Annotated in this window: 15 protein-coding genes and 1 tRNA gene; 7 read left to right on the forward strand and 9 right to left on the reverse strand. The window is 63.4% G+C overall.

Going from position 1 to position 16,988, the window contains the following annotated elements; translation table 11 throughout:
• Window positions 1-5: 5 nt before the first annotated feature.
• Both nusA and rimP read right to left on the reverse strand, forming a co-directional pair.
• Window positions 6-1,484, reverse strand: coding sequence for a transcription termination factor NusA (nusA, locus tag ACG97_RS09190; RefSeq protein WP_047967059.1), 1,479 nt, complete (start codon window positions 1,482-1,484; stop codon window positions 6-8).
• 54 nt (window positions 1,485-1,538) lie between these two features.
• Entirely contained in the window at window positions 1,539-1,967 is a 429-nt protein-coding gene (gene rimP, locus ACG97_RS09195) for a ribosome maturation factor RimP (protein WP_047967078.1), read from the reverse strand.
• Between the two features lie 276 nt (window positions 1,968-2,243).
• Between rimP and ACG97_RS09200 the strand changes: the two genes are divergently transcribed.
• The 4 genes from ACG97_RS09200 to dapE all read left to right on the forward strand — a co-directional run bounded on the left by ACG97_RS09200 (window position 2,244) and on the right by dapE (window position 6,651).
• Window positions 2,244-3,902, forward strand: coding sequence for a long-chain-fatty-acid--CoA ligase (locus ACG97_RS09200; RefSeq protein ID WP_047967060.1), 1,659 nt, complete (start codon window positions 2,244-2,246; stop codon window positions 3,900-3,902).
• Window positions 3,903-4,029: 127 nt separating this feature from the next.
• On the forward strand, window positions 4,030-5,151 hold the full coding sequence (locus tag ACG97_RS09205; protein ID WP_047967061.1) for a PilT/PilU family type 4a pilus ATPase: 1,122 nt from the start codon (window positions 4,030-4,032) through the stop codon (window positions 5,149-5,151).
• Window positions 5,152-5,176: 25 nt separating this feature from the next.
• Window positions 5,177-5,527: an ArsC family reductase gene (locus ACG97_RS09210; protein ID WP_047967062.1), complete on the forward strand. Its 351-nt coding sequence runs from the start codon at window positions 5,177-5,179 to the stop codon at window positions 5,525-5,527.
• The gene (dapE, locus tag ACG97_RS09215; protein WP_047967063.1) at window positions 5,524-6,651 is read left to right on the forward strand and encodes a succinyl-diaminopimelate desuccinylase; all 1,128 of its coding nucleotides are present in this window, start codon (window positions 5,524-5,526) and stop codon (window positions 6,649-6,651) included. The genes ACG97_RS09210 and dapE overlap by 4 nt, the downstream gene beginning before the upstream one ends.
• A 62-nt stretch (window positions 6,652-6,713) precedes the next feature.
• Here the strand turns inward: dapE and recR are convergent, their stop codons facing one another.
• From recR to hrcA, 5 genes are all read right to left on the reverse strand, one after another.
• Window positions 6,714-7,313 carry a recombination mediator RecR gene (gene recR, locus ACG97_RS09220; protein ID WP_047967064.1) on the reverse strand — a complete coding sequence of 200 codons (600 nt, stop codon included), beginning with the start codon at window positions 7,311-7,313 and terminating at the stop codon, window positions 6,714-6,716.
• 76 nt (window positions 7,314-7,389) lie between these two features.
• A complete protein-coding gene (locus ACG97_RS09225; RefSeq protein ID WP_047967065.1) occupies window positions 7,390-7,728 on the reverse strand; it encodes a YbaB/EbfC family nucleoid-associated protein in 339 nt (112 codons plus the stop codon).
• A 4-nt stretch (window positions 7,729-7,732) separates the two neighbouring features.
• On the reverse strand, window positions 7,733-9,673 hold the full coding sequence (gene dnaX / locus ACG97_RS09230; RefSeq protein WP_047967066.1) for a DNA polymerase III subunit gamma/tau: 1,941 nt from the start codon (window positions 9,671-9,673) through the stop codon (window positions 7,733-7,735).
• Window positions 9,674-9,703: 30 nt separating this feature from the next.
• Entirely contained in the window at window positions 9,704-10,720 is a 1,017-nt protein-coding gene (mltB, locus tag ACG97_RS09235; RefSeq protein ID WP_047967067.1) for a lytic murein transglycosylase B, read from the reverse strand.
• A gap of 47 nt (window positions 10,721-10,767) precedes the next feature.
• Window positions 10,768-11,784 carry a heat-inducible transcriptional repressor HrcA gene (hrcA, locus tag ACG97_RS09240; protein ID WP_047967068.1) on the reverse strand — a complete coding sequence of 339 codons (1,017 nt, stop codon included), beginning with the start codon at window positions 11,782-11,784 and terminating at the stop codon, window positions 10,768-10,770.
• A gap of 241 nt (window positions 11,785-12,025) precedes the next feature.
• On the opposite strand from hrcA, the gene recA reads away from it, so the two are divergent.
• The 3 genes from recA (at window position 12,026) to alaS (ending at window position 16,284) form a co-directional block, all read left to right on the forward strand.
• Window positions 12,026-13,090, forward strand: a complete 1,065-nt coding sequence (gene recA / locus ACG97_RS09245; protein ID WP_047967069.1) for a recombinase RecA — start codon at window positions 12,026-12,028, stop codon at window positions 13,088-13,090.
• Window positions 13,090-13,536, forward strand: coding sequence for a recombination regulator RecX (recX, locus tag ACG97_RS09250; protein WP_047967070.1), 447 nt, complete (start codon window positions 13,090-13,092; stop codon window positions 13,534-13,536). The genes recA and recX overlap by 1 nt, the downstream gene beginning before the upstream one ends.
• Before the next feature lie 117 nt (window positions 13,537-13,653).
• On the forward strand, window positions 13,654-16,284 hold the full coding sequence (gene alaS / locus ACG97_RS09255; RefSeq protein WP_047967071.1) for an alanine--tRNA ligase: 2,631 nt from the start codon (window positions 13,654-13,656) through the stop codon (window positions 16,282-16,284).
• Window positions 16,285-16,408: 124 nt separating this feature from the next.
• On the opposite strand, the gene crcB is transcribed toward alaS, so the two are convergent.
• Complete coding sequence (gene crcB, locus ACG97_RS09260; RefSeq protein WP_047967072.1) at window positions 16,409-16,786, reverse strand: fluoride efflux transporter CrcB; 378 nt, start codon at window positions 16,784-16,786, stop codon at window positions 16,409-16,411.
• Between the two features lie 68 nt (window positions 16,787-16,854).
• A tRNA-Asn gene (locus tag ACG97_RS09265) sits at window positions 16,855-16,930 on the reverse strand.
• Window positions 16,931-16,988 lie beyond the last annotated feature (58 nt).

The following is a 16,988-nucleotide window of genomic DNA, read 5'->3' on the forward strand; positions in this document are numbered from 1 at the left end:
GGGCCTTACTGGTCAAACCAGTGCTCACGAGCCTTCATAATCAAGGCGCGGGCAGCCTCGGACTCCATGCCGGTCATGTCGACCAGATCGTCAACGGCGAGATCGGCCAGGTCGTCACGGTTAGTCACGCCGTTTTCGGCCAGCTTGCGCAAGAGCTCGGCATCCATACCTTCCAGATCCTTGAGCTCGTCGGCCACTTCTTCCACTTTTTCTTCCGAGGCAATGGCCAGGGTCAGGATGGCATCGCGGGCCCGGCTGCGCAGTTCATTCACCAGCGCATCGTCGAAACCTTCGATTTCCAGCATTTCCGCCACAGGCACATACGCCACCTCTTCCAGCGTAGCAAAACCTTCCTGCACCAGCAGGTTGGCCATGTCTTCATCGACACCAAGATGCTGAATGAAGTGTTCGCGCAGCTTGGCATCTTCTTCCAGATGCTTTTCTTCCGCTTCGGTCACGGTCAGGATGTTCAGGCCCCAGCCGGTCAGTTCGGCAGCCAGCTTCACGTTCTGGCCGCTGCGACCGATGGCCAGTGCCAGCTGCTCTTCTTCCACCACCACGTCCATATTGTGGTTGTCTTCGTCAATCATGATGCGATTGACTTCGGCAGGCGACAAAGCGTTGATGACGAACTGGGCAGGATCCGGCGACCACAGCACGATATCGATGCGCTCGCCCGCCAGTTCCTGGGTCACCGCCTGCACGCGCGAACCGCGCATGCCGATGCAGGTACCCTGCGGATCAAGACGTGCGTCGTTGGATTTCACCGCCATCTTGGCACGCAGGCCAGGATCTCGTGCGGCTTCCTTGATCTCCAGCGTGCCTTCTTCGATTTCCGGCACTTCCAGCTCGAACAGCTGAACCAGGAATTCGCGCGCAGTACGCGACAGGATCAGCTGCGGGCCACGGCCCTGGCGGTCAACACGCATCAGGTAGGCCTTGACGCGGTCACCGACACGCAGGTTTTCCTTGGGGATCATCTGATCACGCGGCAGCACCGCTTCCAGACGACCGCACTCGACGATGGCATTGCCGCGCTCGATACGCTTGATGGTACCGACCACGATGCTCTCGCGGCGCTGCAGGAATTCGTTCAGCAGCTGCTCGCGCTCGGCATCACGGATTTTCTGCAGGATGACCTGCTTGGCGGCCTGTGCACCGATACGGCCGAACTCGACCGCTTCCATCGGCTCTTCGATCACGCCATGCAGCTCGATGGCAGGATCACGCTCGCGCGCTTCTTCCAGGCTCAGTTCGCGATCTTCGAATTCCAGCGCTTCGGCATCGACCACGGTCCAGCGACGGAAAGTATGGTACTGACCGGTATGGCGATCGATCTCGACACGAATATCCAGCTCATCTTCATTGAACTTCTTCTTGGTCGCCGAGGCCAGGGCCAGTTCCAGCGCACCGAATACCACTTCACGGCTGACGTTCTTTTCACTTGCCAGTGCATCCACCAGCAACAAGATTTCACGACTCATCCAACCCTCCGAATTTTTTCTTTACCTTATATATGCGGCCAACATCCTGCCCGATCAGAACTCAGGCTCCAGCCTGGCTTTGTCGATATTGGACAGGGGAATGGCCACAATGCGACCATCTTCGAGCTGAAGCTGCAAGACGCTGTCCTGGATGCCCGCGATACGGCCCATGAAACGCTTCTGCTGCTCGACCGGTAAACGGGTTCTTACCTTGGCCAGGCTCCCCTGGAAGCGCACATAATCCGCCTCCTTTTTCAAGGGGCGATCAAGACCCGGCGAGGACACTTCCAGTCGGTCATAGTCGATGTTTTCAACCATGAACAGACGTGTCAGGTGATTACTGGTGCTGACACAATCCTCGACCGTAATGCCGCCCGGCTTGTCGATGAATACGCGGAAGCCACCACCGGGGGTCAATTCAAAATCAACCAGTTCATACCCCAGACCGGGCAGCGTATTCTCAAGCAGCAAACGTACATCCATGGGCATTCGATTCCAGAAATGAAAAATGGGCGAACCGCCCATCCCTTAAAATGGCGCGATTATACCTGATTTCACGACAGATGAAAACCAATGCACCAAGTGCACACCGGAGCCCGCGCTTTGCACTTGCAGTGACATCCTGTACATTTGCAATGATTCCGAACGAGCGTTTGGAATGCAGCTTTGAATAATGCTAAAAAAGATAGATACAACACACCGCACCGAGGGGCTCGGCTGCGGCATCGCATAAACAGCACGATGGAGAAGCCACACGTTATGGAAAAAATCTGGCTAAAAAACTACCAAGCCGGTGTTGCCCACGAGATCGACATCAACGAATTCCAGTCGGTCGTCGAGGTTTTTGAGCGCAGCGTCAACAAATTCCGCGACCGCCCGGCCATGGCGTGCATGGACAAAATCTTGAGCTACGGCGAGCTGGACACCCTGTCGGCCAATTTTGCCTCCTATCTGCAAAACACCCTGCAGTTGGCCAAGGGCGCCCGCGTCGCCATCATGATGCCCAACCTGCTGCAGTATCCGGTGGCGGTGTTCGGCACCTTGCGCGCCGGCTGCACCGTGGTCAACGTCAACCCGCTGTACACCCCGCGCGAGCTGGAACACCAGCTCAAGGATGCCGGCGTCGACACCATCGTTATCCTGGAGAACTTTGCCGGCGTACTGGAGGACGTGATTGCGCGCACGCCGGTGAAAAACGTGGTGATTGCCGCCATCGGCGACATGCTCGGCTTCCCCAAGTCGCTGATCGTCAATTTCGTGGTGCGCAAGATCAAGAAAATGGTGCCGCCGTGGCACTTGCCGGGCCACACCCGTTTCAACGACACGCTGGCACTGGGCAGCAAGCAGCCGCTGCGCAAGGTCGCCCTCGGCCATGACGATATCGCCTTCCTGCAGTACACCGGCGGCACCACCGGCGTCGCCAAGGGTGCGATGCTGCTGCACAAGAACATCGTCGCCAACATGCTGCAGGCCGGCGAATGGGTGAAACCGGTGGTACGCGAAGGCCAGGAAATCATCATCACCGCCTTGCCGCTATACCACATCTTCTCGCTGACCGCGAACCTGATGGTGTTCACCGAGCTGGGCGCCCTCAACGTGCTGATCACCAACCCGCGCGACATCCCCGGCTTCATCAAGGAGCTGAAGAAGTACAAGGTCACCGCGATGACCGGGGTCAACACCCTGTTCAACGCGCTGCTCAACCATCCGGACTTCAAGACCGTCGACTTCTCCACCTGGCGCCTGGCGCTGGGCGGCGGCATGGCGGTGCAGAAGGCGGTGGCGGAAAAGTGGAAACAGGTCACCGGCACGCCGCTGATCGAAGCCTACGGCCTGACCGAAACCAGCCCCGCCGCCTGCATCAACCCGCTGGACCTGAAGGAATACAACGGCACCATCGGCGTACCGGTCCCGTCCACCGAGATCGAGCTGCGAGACAACGACGGCAAGCCGGTGGCGCGCGGCGAGGCCGGCGAGCTGTGCATTCGCGGCCCGCAGGTGATGAAAGGCTACTGGAACCGACCGGACGAAACCGCCAAGGTCATCGACAGCCAGGGCTTCCTCGCCACCGGCGATGTCGCCGTGATCACCGACGACGGCTTCGTGAAGCTGGTCGACCGCAAGAAGGACATGATCCTGGTGTCCGGCTTCAACGTGTACCCGAACGAGATCGAGGACGTGGTGGCCATGCACCCGGGGGTACTGGAAGTGGCCTGCGTCGGCGTCCCCGACGACAAGTCCGGCGAGGTGGTCAAGGTCTTCGTGGTACGCAAGGACATGGGCCTGAGCGAGAAGGACATCATCGAGCACTGCAAGACCAACCTGACCGGCTATAAGGTGCCAAAGGCGGTCGAGTTCCGCAACGAGCTGCCGAAAACCAACGTCGGCAAGATCCTGCGCCGCGCGCTGCGCGCCTGACGCCCTCGCACCCGTCACCGATAAACCCGCCGCCAGGCGGGTTTTTTCATGGCCGGACTCTCTACAGCCGGCTACCATTCGGGCTAGACTAGCGCCACCCGAGGCGACCACAAGGCAACCCGCAACCATGCTCATGCTCCCGTTCCTGAAACTGATGGCCGACAAGAAGGCCAGCGACCTGTTTTTCAGCTGCGGCGCCCCACCGCAGATCAAGATCGACGGCCACACCCTGCCGGTCAACGACAAGCCGCTGAGCGCGGAAAACGTGCAGCGCCTCGCCCACAGCCTGATGAGTCCGGAGCAGATCGACGAATTCGAACGCGAGCTGGAGATGAACTTCGGCACCGCGGTGGACGAGCTGGGCAACTACCGCGTCAACATCTTCCGCCAGCGCGGCAGCATCGGCATCGTCATCCGTTACATCGCGCCGAAGATTCCGTCGCTGGGCCAGCTCAACCTGCCGGAAACGCTGAAGGAGCTGACCTCGCTCAAGCGCGGCCTGATCTTTGTCGTCGGCGCCACCGGCTCTGGCAAGAGCTCGACGGTGGCGGCGATGATCGAACAGCGCAACCAGACGCAGACCGGCCACATCCTGACGGTGGAAGACCCGATCGAATTCATCTTCGAACACAAGCGCTCGCTGGTGAACCAGCGCGAAATCGGCGTCGACACCCACAGCTACCAGAACGCGCTGAAAAGCGCGATGCGCGAGGCGCCGGACGTGCTGATGATCGGCGAGATCCGCGACGCCGAAACACTGACCCACGCCATCAACTACGCGCAATCCGGCCACCTGTGCATCTCCACCCTGCACGGCAACAACAGCTACCACGCGCTGAACCGCATCATCAGCTTCTTCCCGCTGGAAAACCGCAGCGCGCTGCTGATGGACCTGTCGGCCGCGCTGAAGGCGGTGATCTCGCAACGACTGATCCCCGCCAGCGACGGCAAGCGCCGCCCGGCACTGGAGGTGCTGATCAACACCTCGCACATTGCCGACCTGATCCGCAACGGCGAGATCGACAAGATCAAGGAAGCGATCGAGGCCAGCATGACCGAGGGCGCGCAGACTTTCGAACAGTCGCTGTTCCGCCTGTACAGGGACGGCCTGATCTCGCTGGAAGAGGCGCTGCACAACGCCGACTCGCCGACCAACCTGTACTGGCTGATCAACCACGACAACAGCAAGCCGGAAGACAGCAAGCCGGAAGACGGCGAAAGCTTTGCCGGCTTTACCCTATCCCACTGAACCACAGCCGACGATTACACCCACCATGATTACCCTTTACGGCATTCCCAACTGCGACACCGTCAAAAAAGCCCGCCAATGGCTCAGCGCGCAGGGCATTGACTACGCCTTTCACGACTTCAAGAAACAGGGCATCGCCGCCGACAAGCTGGCGCAATGGATAGACAGCCTCGGCCTCGAGCAGGTGATCAACCGCAAGGGCACTACCTGGCGCGCGCTCAGCGACGCCGAAAAGGCACTGGCGACCATCCCGGCCAGCGCCATCGACCTGCTGATCTGCAAGCCGTCGCTGATCAAGCGCCCGGTGCTGGAGCACAACGGCAAGCTGCACCTCGGCTTCAAGGAAGCCGACTACCAGGAGGCATTCGGCAAATGAGCGCAACCCTGGAACTGACCCGAACCCTGATCGCCCTGGACTCAATCACCCCGCGCGACGAAGGCTGCCAGGAACTGATGATCGCGCGCCTGGAAGACCTCGGCTTCACCATCGAGCGCATGCCGTTCGGTGACGTCAGCAACTTCTGGGCCCATCGCGGCCACGGCGCCCCGCTGCTGTGCTTTGCCGGCCACACCGACGTGGTGCCCACCGGCCCAGTCGACCAGTGGGACAGCCACCCGTTCCAGCCGGTGATCCGCAACGGCCACCTGTTCGGACGCGGCGCCGCCGACATGAAGGCGTCGCTGGCCGCCTTCATCACCGCCAGCGAACGCTTTGTCGCGGCCAACCCGCAGCACAAGGGCACCATTGCCTTCCTGATCACCTCCGACGAAGAAGGCATCGCCACCGACGGCACCGTGCGCGTGGTCGATGCGCTGGAAGCACGCGGCGACGTGATCGACTACTGCATCGTCGGCGAGCCGACCTCGTCGCAGCAATTCGGCGACACCATCAAGAACGGCCGCCGCGGCTCGCTGTCCGGCCACCTGATCGTGCACGGCATCCAGGGCCATATCGCCTACCCGCACCTGGCCAAGAACCCGGTGCACCTGGTCGCGCCGGCGCTGGCGGCACTGGCCGCCGAGGTATGGGATCACGGCAACGAGTACTTCCCGCCGACCAGCTGGCAGATTTCCAACATCCACGCCGGCACCGGTGCCACCAACATCATCCCCGGCAGCTGCGACATCAAGTTCAACTTCCGCTTCTCCACCGAGCACACCGCGGAGACGCTGAAGGACCGCGTGCACCAGATTCTGGACCAGCACGGCCTGGCCTACGAGTTGCACTGGCTGCTGTCCGGCAACCCGTTCCTGACCGCACCGGGGGCGCTGACCGACGCCATCAGCAGCGCGATCCACGAGGTTGCCGGGGTGGAGCCGGAACTGAACACCACCGGCGGCACCTCCGACGGCCGCTTCATCAAGCGCATCGCGCGCGAGCTGGTGGAATTCGGCCCCATCAACGCCAGCATCCACAAGCTGAACGAGTGCGTCAGCGTCGACGACATCGAGCCGCTGTCGCAGGTGTACGAAAAAACCCTGCACAAGCTGCTCGGCTGAGCACAAAGTTGGCCGCAAAAAAGCCGCCCGGATCGGGCGGCTTTTTCATGGCCGGCCAGCACTCAGCTCAGCGTGCGCCGCTCGTACATCGCCTGCGCCAGCGTGCCCGGATCGACATACTCCAGCTCGCCGCCGACCGGCATGCCGCGCGCGATGCGCGTCACCTTCAGCCCCTGCGCCTTCAGCATTTCCGCGATCAGGTGCGCGGTGACCTCGCCTTCGGCGGTAAAGTTGGTGGCCACGATCACCTCGGCCACCACGCCGTCACAGGCGCGCGCGATCAGCCGCTCCAGGTCGATGTCCTTGGGACCGACTCCGTCCATCGGCGACAGCCGCCCCATCAGCACGAAGTAGAGACCGTCGTAGCAGCGGGTCTGCTCCAGCATCAGCAGGTCGGCCGGCATCTCCACCACGCAGAGCACCTCCTGACGGCGCTTGTCGTCGGCGCAGACATTGCACAGCGGCGTCTCGCTGAAGGTGTGGCAGCGCTCACAGTGGCGCAGATTGAGCAGCGCCCGATCCAGTGCCCGCGCCAGCTTGTCGGCGCCGGCCTTGTCGCGTTGCAGCAGATGAAAGGCCATGCGCTGTGCCGACTTGGGGCCGACGCCGGGCAATACCTTCAGCGCGGCGATCAGTTGATCGAGGGACGGTGGATTTTTCATGACAGAACCTGTTGATCACAAAAAAGGTTGGCCGCAAGCACGCACGGCTTGCGGCCAACCTTTGTCGGGGCATGACTCAGAACGGCAGCTTCATCCCGGCCGGCAGGTTCATGCCGGCGGTAAAGCCGGACATGCGCTCCTGCGACAGCGCGTCGGCCTTGCGGCTGGCGTCGTTGAAGGCGGCGGCGATCAGGTCTTCCAGCATTTCCTTGTCTTCCTTGGCATCGTCCAGCAGGCTGTCGTCGATGCTGACGCGCTTCACGTCGTGGTTGCAGGTCATCACCACCTTGACCAGACCGGCGCCGGACTGGCCCTCGATCTCGACCTTGGCCAGTTCTTCCTGCGCCTTTTTCATGTTTTCCTGCATTTGCTGGGCCTGTTTCATCAGACCCGCGATTCCGGCTTTACCAAACATCGTCTTACTCCTGAACGGGTTGTATCGTCTCGGCCAGCAAGGTCGCGCCCATTTCCTGCACGAGTTGCTGTACCACCTTATCGTTTTGCATGATCAGCCTGGCCTCGGCCAGCTGCTCGCGCTTGAAGCGGGCATCCCGCATCGCCGGGGTTTCCACATCCAGCGTCTCGATCGACACGCTGATCTGTACCGCACGGCCCAAGTGCTCACCCAGCACCGTGCGCAGTTTGTCCTGAAAATCGCGCCCCGCCATATTGCGGAACGCCTCCGGCACCGCGAGGTGGAACACCTCGCCGTCCCACAGTTTCAGCGCGGCGTTCTGCGCCAGCATGCGCGCGGCGCCCATTTTGGCGCCCAGCTGGCCGATCAGCGCCGACCAGTCGCCATCAAAGGCGATGACCGCCGGCTCCGCCGGCGTGGCGTCGGCCTCCGCCTGCAGCAACGCGTACTCGGCCAGTTCGCCGTCTGCGTCGCCGGCTGCCGGCAACTCGACCATCTCATCGTCGACCGTATCGGCCGCGTCAACCTCGTCGGCCTCCGCCAGCATCGGCGCGGTCGCTGCCGCAGACGGTGCCACCGGTGCCACCGGTGCCTCGTGCCACGGCGCCAGATCGGCAGGCGGTGGTGGCGCGGTGTCAGCTGCTGCCGCCGCGGGGGCGGGCTCGGGTTCCGCTTCTGCCGCCGGCAGCGGCTCGGCGGCGGCAGGCGGCGTCACCGCCGACTTGCCGCCGATATTGGCCAGCAGCGCGCGCGCTGGCGATGGTGCCGCCGTTACCGGCGCCAGGTTGGCCGCAGGCTGTGGCGCGCCCGGCGCCGGGCGGTTCTGTGCGGCGGCACGCGGCGCCACATCGGCGCCACCCTGTGCCGGATGGAAGGCCAGCATGCGCAGCATGGTCATGCTGAAGCCGGCGTGTTCGTCCGGTGCCAGCGCCAGATCACGACGGCCATGCAGCGCGATCTGGTAGTAAAGCTGTACGTCCTCGGCGCCCAGACGCTGCGCCAGCGCAAACAGCGCGTCACGCTCCGGCTCGTCGGCGGCGATGGCGTCCGGCACCGTCTGCGCCAGCGCCAGCTGGTGCAGCAGCATCGCCAACTCGGCCAGCGCGCTGTCAAAACCGATACCACGCGCCACCAGTGCTTCCACTTCCTGCATCAGGCGCGCGCCATCGGCATCGGCCAGCGCCTCCAGCAAGGCAAACAGGTAGCGCTGGTCGACCGCGCCCAGCATCGCGCGCACGCCGTCTTCGCGCACGTCGCCGACACCGTAGGCGATGGCCTGGTCCAGCAGCGACAGCGCATCGCGCATCGAACCGGCGGCGGCACGGCCGAGCAGTGCCAGCGCCGGTGCCTCGGAGCTCACGCCTTCGGTGTCCAGCACGTGCGCCAGATGGCCGGCCACCTGCTGCGGCGTCATGTTGCGCAGGCTGAACTGCAGGCAGCGCGACAGCACCGTGACCGGCACCTTCTGCGGGTCGGTGGTGGCGAGGATGAACTTGACGTGCGCCGGCGGCTCTTCCAGCGTCTTCAGCATCGCGTTGAAGGCACTCTTGGACAGCATGTGCACTTCGTCGATGATGTAGACCTTGAAGCGGCCCATGGTCGGCGTGTACTGCGCGTTTTCCAGCACTTCGCGGATGTTGTCGATGCCGGTATTGGACGCGGCGTCGATCTCCAGCAGGTCGACAAAGCGACCGGCGTCAATCTGGGTGCAGGCCTGGCACACGCCGCACGGCTCGGCCGTGGTGCCGGTTTCGCAGTTCAGGCTCTTGGCCAGGATGCGGGCAATGGTGGTCTTGCCCACGCCGCGGGTACCGGTCAGCAGGTAGGCGTGGTGCAGGCGCGATTCTTTCAGCGCATTGCTGAGCGCGCGCACCACGTGCTCCTGGCCGACCAGATCGGCGAAGCGTTTGGGGCGCCATTTGCGGGCGAGAACTTGATAGGTCATGGCGGGCGATTCTAGCAGTTTGCGCCCGGTTCAGGGAGCAGGCGTCGCGGCAAAACGCGCCGCCAGGTAGCGGTTGCGGATTTCCTGCGCCAGCTCGTGCGCCACCATCGCGTACAGCGTGCTCTTGTTGTAGCGGGTGATGGTGTAGAAATTATTGAGTCCTAGCCAGTAGCGCATCTCGCCCGGCGCCACTTCCAGTGCGAACAGCACCGCTTTGGCATCGTCACGCACCGGCGCCAGCGGCGATACCCCCATCGCGCGCAGCTCGGCCACGCTGTAGTGCAGGTTGAATTTGTCGGCCAGCAGCTTGTCCAGCGCCTCGCCCGGCGCCACCTCGGCCGGCACCACCACGTCGTCGCCGCCCAGCCAGCCGTGCAGCTGGAAGTAGTTACCGACGCTGCCGATGGCGTCAACGCGGTTGCTCCAGATGTCGCGATGGCCGTCACCGTCGAAATCCACCGCCCACTTGCGGAAGCTGGACGGCATGAACTGCGGCAGGCCCATCGCCCCAGCGTAGCTGCCCTTCAGTGACAAGGCGTTGATGTTCTCGCTGCGCGCCAGCAGCAGCAGCTCGGTCAGCTCGTCGCGGAAGAACGCGGCGCGGCGCGGATAGTCGAAGGCCAGCGTGGAGAGCGCATCGGCCAGGCGGAAGCTGCCGGTGTTGCCGCCGTAGCGGGTCTCGATGCCGATGATGGCGACGATCATTTCCGGCGCGACATGGTATTGCTGCTCAGCACGGCGCAGCGCGTCCTCGTTGGCCTGCCAGAACGCCACGCCCTCGCCCATCAGCCGCTCGCTGTAGAAGTTGGGACGGAACTGGTACCACGGCCGCGCGGTGGACGGCCGGTCCATGATGTTGATGATGTTGGGCTTGAGTTCGACATTGGCGAACACCGCCTCCAGCTCCGGCCGCGTCAGCGCACCGGCGGCGACCTGTTCGTCGATGTAGCGCTGCACGTCCGGCCGCGCCAGAAAGGCGGCATCGGCACGGGCCAGCGCGGCGCACAGCGCCAGCAGGGACAACAGCATCTTGGGCAGAAAAGACATGGCGGATCCGTCAAAAGGTTGGCCGCAAGGCGGCCGGTGATTGAATTCTAGTCGTTGAAATTGAGTGCGCTGGAGACCAGCCGCGCGGTGATGTCGACGATGGGGATCACCCGCTCGTAGGCCATGCGCGTCGGGCCGACCACGCCGAGGGTGCCGACCACCTGGCCGCCCATCCGGTACGGCGCGATCACCACGCTGCAGTCGTCCAGCGTCACCACACCAGACTCGTCGCCAATGAACAGGTTCACGCCCGGCGCCTGCCGGCTCTGCTCCAGCAGCTGCAGCAGCTCGGTCTTGCGCTGGAAGGTGTCGAACAGCTCGCGCAGGCGCTGCAGGTCGCCGCCGAAGTCGTTGGCGCACAGCAGCTTGCCCTCGCCGGACACCATCACCTCGTCGCTGCTCAGGCTCTCGCGGCCGAAACGGATCGCCTCCGTCATCAGCCCGGAGATGTCGCCCTGCAGGCAGGTCAGCTCCTGCTCCATGCGGTCGACCACCCCGGCCAGCGCCTGGCCGGCGTAGTGCTGGTTGAGGAAATTGGCGGCCTCGATCAGCTCGCTGCCGCTGTAATCACGCGGGGTGTTGAACAGGTGGTTGCGCACATCGCCTTCCAGCGTCACCAGAATCAGCAGCACCCGCCGCTCGGACAGGCGCAAAAACTCGATCTGGCGGAAGGCACCGTCCGGGCGCTGCGGCGTCATCACCACGCCGGCAAACTGGGTCAGCTCCGACAGCATCTGCGACGCCGCCTGCAGCACGCGCTGCGGGCTGTCCGGCTGCAGGTTGTGGCGCAGCTCCTGCACCATCGGCGCCGCCAGCGGCTGGATGGTGATCAGGCGATCGACGAACAGGCGGTAGCCGCGCTGCGTCGGCACCCGTCCGGCCGAGGTATGCGGCGACGCAATCAGGCCCATCGCCTCCAGGTCCGCCAGCATGTTGCGGATGGAAGCCGGCGACAGCTCCAGACCGGAGACTGCGGCCAACGTTTTCGAGGCGACCGGCTGGCCGTCGGCGATATAGCGCTCGACCAGCACCTTGAGCAGGCGTTGCGTACGTTCATTCAACATGCAGCCATTCTGGCACAGCTTGGCTTGCCGCCAAAAGCATTACTTGCACCGCCGGCCATGCCAGAAGCAAGCTTGGCCGCCGGGGGTTTTGTGCGATAATCCGGCGCTTGATATCCCGCGCGCCCCTGCCCTTGTGGCGCGCACGCATCGTTGCCTGTCGCTTTTATTTGGCACGCCGGATGAAAACGTACATAATCAAACCCAATCCCTTACACCACACCGTTGAATGAATGGAGCAAGCATGGCGGAGCGTTCCGAAGACAAGAGCAAGGCCCTGAGCGCAGCACTGGCCCAGATCGAAAAGCAGTTCGGCAAAGGCTCGATCATGCGCATGAGCGACAACCAGGTGCATGAAAACCTGCAGGTGATCAGCACCGGTTCGCTCGGCCTTGACCTCGCCTTGGGCGTTGGCGGCTTGCCGCGTGGTCGCGTGGTGGAAATCTACGGTCCGGAATCGTCCGGCAAGACCACGCTGTGTCTGCAAGTGGTCGCCGAGGCGCAGAAGCTGGGCGGCACCTGCGCCTATATCGACGCAGAAAACGCGCTCGACCCGTCTTACGCGCAAAAGCTGGGCGTCAAGGTCGACGAGATGCTGATCTCGCAGCCGGATACCGGCGAACAGGCACTGGAAATCTGCGACATGCTGGTGCGCTCCGGCGGCGTCGACATCATCGTGGTCGACTCGGTGGCGGCCCTGGTGCCGAAGGCGGAAATCGAAGGCGAAATGGGCGACAGCCACGTCGGCCTGCAGGCACGCCTGATGTCGCAGGCACTGCGCAAGCTGACCGGCAACATCAAGCGCACCAACACGCTAGTGATCTTCATCAACCAGATCCGCATGAAGATCGGCGTGATGTTCGGCAGCCCGGAAACCACCACCGGCGGTAACGCGCTGAAGTTCTACGCCTCGGTGCGCATGGACATCCGCCGCATCGGCGGCATCAAGAAGGGCGAAGAGGTCATCGGCAACGAGACCCGCGTCAAGGTCGTGAAGAACAAGGTGTCGCCACCATTCAAGCAGGCGGTGTTCGACATCTTCTATGGCGAAGGCATCTCGCGCGAAGGCGAAATCATCGACATGGGCGTCGAGCACGACTTCATCAGCAAGTCCGGCGCCTGGTACGCTTACAACGGCCAGAAGATCGGTCAGGGCAAGGACAACACTCGCCAGTGGCTGAAGGACAATCCGGAGATCGCCAAGGAAATCGAGCGCAAGATCCGCGAAACCGTCGGCGTACAGGTAGTCGCCAACAAGGACGACGCGGCAGACGAAGAAGAGCTGCTCGACGACACCTTTGATGCCTGATGGCCGGCACTGAAAAAAGCCTGAAGGCGCGAGCCGTCGATCTTCTGTCCCGCCGCGAGTACTCGCGGCTGGAACTGAAGCGGCGGCTCGCGCCGTTTGCCGACAGCGAAGCAGAAGTCGACGCGCTGCTGGAACAGCTGGCCGCCGACCACTGGCAATCGGACAGCCGCTTTGCCGAAGCCTTTGCCAACAGCCGCGGCCAACGTTACGGCAGCCGCCGCCTGGCGCAGGAAATGCGCGAACGCGGCATCGACCGCGACACCATCCAGACCGCGCTGGCCCAGCAGGACGATCTGGCCACCGCACGCGCCATCTGGCAGCGCAAGTTCGGCCGGCCGCCGGCCGACCAGCAGGAGCGGCTGAAACAGATGCGCTTTCTCGCCAGCCGCGGCTTCGGCATGGACATCATCCAGCGCGTGTTGCGCGGCGAGCCCGACGACGAATAGGCTGCGCCGCACTTGCCAGCACCGGCCACGCTTGCCACAATCGGGCATCACTTTTTGCACCGCGCCACCGCAAGGTTGGCCGCAACCCGAATTCACTGAAGATACTGACCAATCACCATGAAAACAGCTGAAATCCGCCAGAAGTTCCTCGACTTCTTTGCCTCGAAAAACCATCAGGTGGTTGCCTCCAGCAGCCTGATCCCCGGCAACGACCCGACCCTGATGTTCACGGTGGCCGGCATGGTGCAGTTCAAGGACCTGTTCCTCGGCTTCGAAAAGCGCGACTACACCCGCGCCACCACCAGCCAGAAGTGCCTGCGCGCCGGCGGCAAACACAACGACCTGGAAAACGTCGGCTACACCGCGCGTCACCACACCTTCTTCGAAATGCTGGGCAACTTCAGCTTCGGCGACTACTTCAAGCAGGACGCCATCACCTACGCCTGGGAGTTCCTCACCGGCGAGCAATGGCTGGCGCTGCCGAAAGACAAGCTGATGGTGACCGTCTACGCCAGCGACGACGAAGCCTACGACATCTGGCACAAAACCGTCGGCCTGCCGGCGGACAAGATCATCCGCATCGGCGACAACAAGGGTGCACCGTACGCGTCCGACAACTTCTGGACCATGGGCGACACCGGCCCGTGCGGCCCTTGTACCGAGATTTTCTATGACCACGGCGAAGAAGTCGCCGGCGGCCCACCGGGCAGCCCGGACGAAGACGGCGACCGCTTCATGGAAATCTGGAACAACGTGTTCATGCAGTTCAACCGTGATGAGAGCGGCACCCTGCACCCGCTGCCAAAGCCGTCAGTGGATACCGGCATGGGTCTGGAGCGCCTGTCCACCGTGCTGCAGCACGTGAAATCCAACTACGAAACCGACGCCCTCGCCTGCCTGGTGCGCGCCGCCGCCCGCGAAACCGGCATCGAATACAGCCAGAGCGTGCCGTCGCTGAAAGTGATCGCCGACCACATCCGCGCCTGCTCGTTCATGATCGCCGACGGCATCCTGCCGTCCAGCGACGGCCGCGGCTACGTGCTGCGCCGCATCGCACGCCGCGCCATCCGCCACGGCTACAAGCTGGGCCAGAAAGGCCTGTTCTTCCACAAGATCGTCGCCGACCTGGTGGCCGAGATGGGCGATGCCTACCCCGAGCTGCGCCAGAAACAGGCAGTGATCGAGGACGCGCTGCGCCAGGAAGAAATCAAGTTTGCCGAAACGCTGGAAACCGGCATGGCGCTGGTCGATGCCGCGCTGCAAGGCGGCAAGACCGCGATGGACGGCGACACCGTGTTCAAGCTGTACGACACCTTCGGCTTCCCGGTCGACCTGACCGCCGACATCTGCCGCGAGCGCCATATCGAGGTCGACATGGCCGGTTTCGAGCGCGCGATGGAAGAACAGCGCACCCGTGCCCGCGCCGCGTCCGCATTCAAGGTCGCCGGCAGCGTCAGCTACGATGGCGCCGATACAAGCTTCCACGGCTACAGCAACCACAGCGTCGATGCCAAGGTGATCGCGCTGTACAAGGGCACCGAGCCGGTACAAACGTTGGCCGCAGGCGATGAAGGCATCGTGGTGCTGGACAACACCGCGTTCTACGCCGAAGGCGGTGGCCAGGTCGGCGACATCGGCGAGATCTCCGCCGCCGGTGGTGTGGGCGCCCTGTTCGATGTCAACGACACCCAGAAGATCAAGTCGGCGGTATTCGGCCACACCGGCCGCCTCGCCAAAGGCAGCCTCAATATCGGCGATACCGTGCAGGCCACCATCGACCTGCACAAGCGCCTGGCTACCGCGCGCAACCACTCGGCCACGCACCTGCTGCACGCCGCGCTGCGCAAGGTACTAGGCAGCCACGTCGCACAGAAAGGCTCGCTGGTCAACGCCGAACGCACCCGTTTCGACTTCGCCCACGGCCAGCCACTGAGCGCAGAAGAGATCGCCGAGATCGAACGCGTGGTCAACCACGTGGTGGCGGCCAACCACGAAGTCAAGGCCAGCCTGATGGGCTACGACGACGCCATCCGTGCCGGCGCCATGGCGCTGTTCGGCGAGAAATACGGCGATGAGGTGCGCGTGCTGCAGATGGGCGACTTCTCCGCCGAACTGTGCGGCGGCACCCACGTCAACCGTACCGGTGACATCGGCTTCTTCAAGATAGTGGCCGAAGGCGGCGTCGCTGCCGGCGTGCGCCGTATCGAAGCGGTGACCGGCGAAGGCGCGGTCGCCTACGTCCAGGCCCAGGACAGCCTGCTGAAGAGCGCTGCGGCCAACCTCAAGGCGCAGACCAGCGACGAGGTGCTCAGCAAGATCGGCGCGCTGCAAAGCGAACTGAAGGCACTGGAGAAGGAGCTGGCCGCCGCCAAGGGCAAGCTGGCGGCCTCCGCCGGTGACAGCTTGGCGGAACAGGCCATCGAGGTGAACGGCGTCAAGCTGCTGGCCGCCGAGCTGGAGGGTGTCGACAGCGCCGCGCTGCGCGACCTGCTCGACAAGCTGAAGGACAAGCTCGGCTCCGCCGTGATTGCCTTGGGCAGCAAGTCTGACGGCAAGGTGGCACTGATTGCAGGCGTCACCAAGGACCTCACCGGCCGTTTCAAGGCCGGCGAGCTGGTCAACCATCTGGCACAGCAGGTTGGTGGCAAGGGCGGCGGTCGTCCGGACATGGCCCAGGCCGGCGGCACCCAGCCGGAAAACCTGAGCGCGGCCATCGCCAGCGCCAAGGACTGGCTGGCCGCCAAGTAAGTCACGCCAGCGGCAAACAAAAAGCCCACCTTCCGGGGTGGGCTTTTTTTATGCGCTCTCGCCGCCAGCATGGTGCGGGTCAGAGCCGATCGCCCTGACAACAGGGTTGCGATGGCAGAACGCCCTAACCCAGCCAGCGCGCAGTGGCGAAGCCGGCAATGGTCAGCAGCAGCGAGCCGAACAGGTGCAGCGACACCGCCAGCAGTGCGGTGCCATAGCGCTGCAACTGCAGCAAGGACACCACCTCCAGCGAGAAGGTGGAAAACGTGGTCAGTGCACCGAGAAAACCGGTGAAGATGAACAGCCGCCACTCCGGCAGCCAGTGCGGATTGGCCACGAACAGCCCGGCAATCAGCCCCACCAGATACGCGCCCAGCCAGTTGGCGACCACGGTACCCGGCGGAATGGCCGGAAACAGACGGTTGAGTTGCGCCGCAAAGCTCCAGCGCAGCAAGGCGCCCAGCACCGCCCCACTGGCAATCGCCACTATCGACTTGATCATGCCGTTTCCTCCATTTGCTGCCACATGCTCAACAAAAAACCCGCCGGAAGGCGGGTTTTTGATTTGGCTGGCTCCCCGACCTGGACTCGAACCAGGGACCTGCGGATTAACAGTCCGTCGCTCTACCGACTGAGCTATCAGGGAACATTCAAACTTGTTACTACTGACATCAAGCCAGACATCACATCGACCGGCTTGCTGT

It is taken from the genome of Vogesella sp. EB (genome assembly GCF_001037925.1).
Taxonomy (GTDB): Bacteria; Pseudomonadota; Gammaproteobacteria; order Burkholderiales; family Chromobacteriaceae; genus Vogesella; species Vogesella indigofera.

What these genes read in the sequence shown, in the direction of transcription:
- nusA (WP_047967059.1), bottom strand. Translation starts at nt 1,484, where the DNA reads ATGAGTCGTGAAATCTTGTTGCTGGTGGATGCACTGGCAAGTGAAAAG.
- rimP (WP_047967078.1), bottom strand. Translation starts at nt 1,967, where the DNA reads ATGGATGTACGTTTGCTGCTTGAGAATACGCTGCCCGGTCTGGGGTAT.
- ACG97_RS09200 (WP_047967060.1), top strand. Translation starts at nt 2,244, where the DNA reads ATGGAAAAAATCTGGCTAAAAAACTACCAAGCCGGTGTTGCCCACGAG.
- ACG97_RS09205 (WP_047967061.1), top strand. Translation starts at nt 4,030, where the DNA reads ATGCTCATGCTCCCGTTCCTGAAACTGATGGCCGACAAGAAGGCCAGC.
- ACG97_RS09210 (WP_047967062.1), top strand. Translation starts at nt 5,177, where the DNA reads ATGATTACCCTTTACGGCATTCCCAACTGCGACACCGTCAAAAAAGCC.
- dapE (WP_047967063.1), top strand. Translation starts at nt 5,524, where the DNA reads ATGAGCGCAACCCTGGAACTGACCCGAACCCTGATCGCCCTGGACTCA.
- recR (WP_047967064.1), bottom strand. Translation starts at nt 7,313, where the DNA reads ATGAAAAATCCACCGTCCCTCGATCAACTGATCGCCGCGCTGAAGGTA.
- ACG97_RS09225 (WP_047967065.1), bottom strand. Translation starts at nt 7,728, where the DNA reads ATGTTTGGTAAAGCCGGAATCGCGGGTCTGATGAAACAGGCCCAGCAA.
- dnaX (WP_047967066.1), bottom strand. Translation starts at nt 9,673, where the DNA reads ATGACCTATCAAGTTCTCGCCCGCAAATGGCGCCCCAAACGCTTCGCC.
- mltB (WP_047967067.1), bottom strand. Translation starts at nt 10,720, where the DNA reads ATGTCTTTTCTGCCCAAGATGCTGTTGTCCCTGCTGGCGCTGTGCGCC.
- hrcA (WP_047967068.1), bottom strand. Translation starts at nt 11,784, where the DNA reads ATGTTGAATGAACGTACGCAACGCCTGCTCAAGGTGCTGGTCGAGCGC.
- recA (WP_047967069.1), top strand. Translation starts at nt 12,026, where the DNA reads ATGGCGGAGCGTTCCGAAGACAAGAGCAAGGCCCTGAGCGCAGCACTG.
- recX (WP_047967070.1), top strand. Translation starts at nt 13,090, where the DNA reads ATGGCCGGCACTGAAAAAAGCCTGAAGGCGCGAGCCGTCGATCTTCTG.
- alaS (WP_047967071.1), top strand. Translation starts at nt 13,654, where the DNA reads ATGAAAACAGCTGAAATCCGCCAGAAGTTCCTCGACTTCTTTGCCTCG.
- crcB (WP_047967072.1), bottom strand. Translation starts at nt 16,786, where the DNA reads ATGATCAAGTCGATAGTGGCGATTGCCAGTGGGGCGGTGCTGGGCGCC.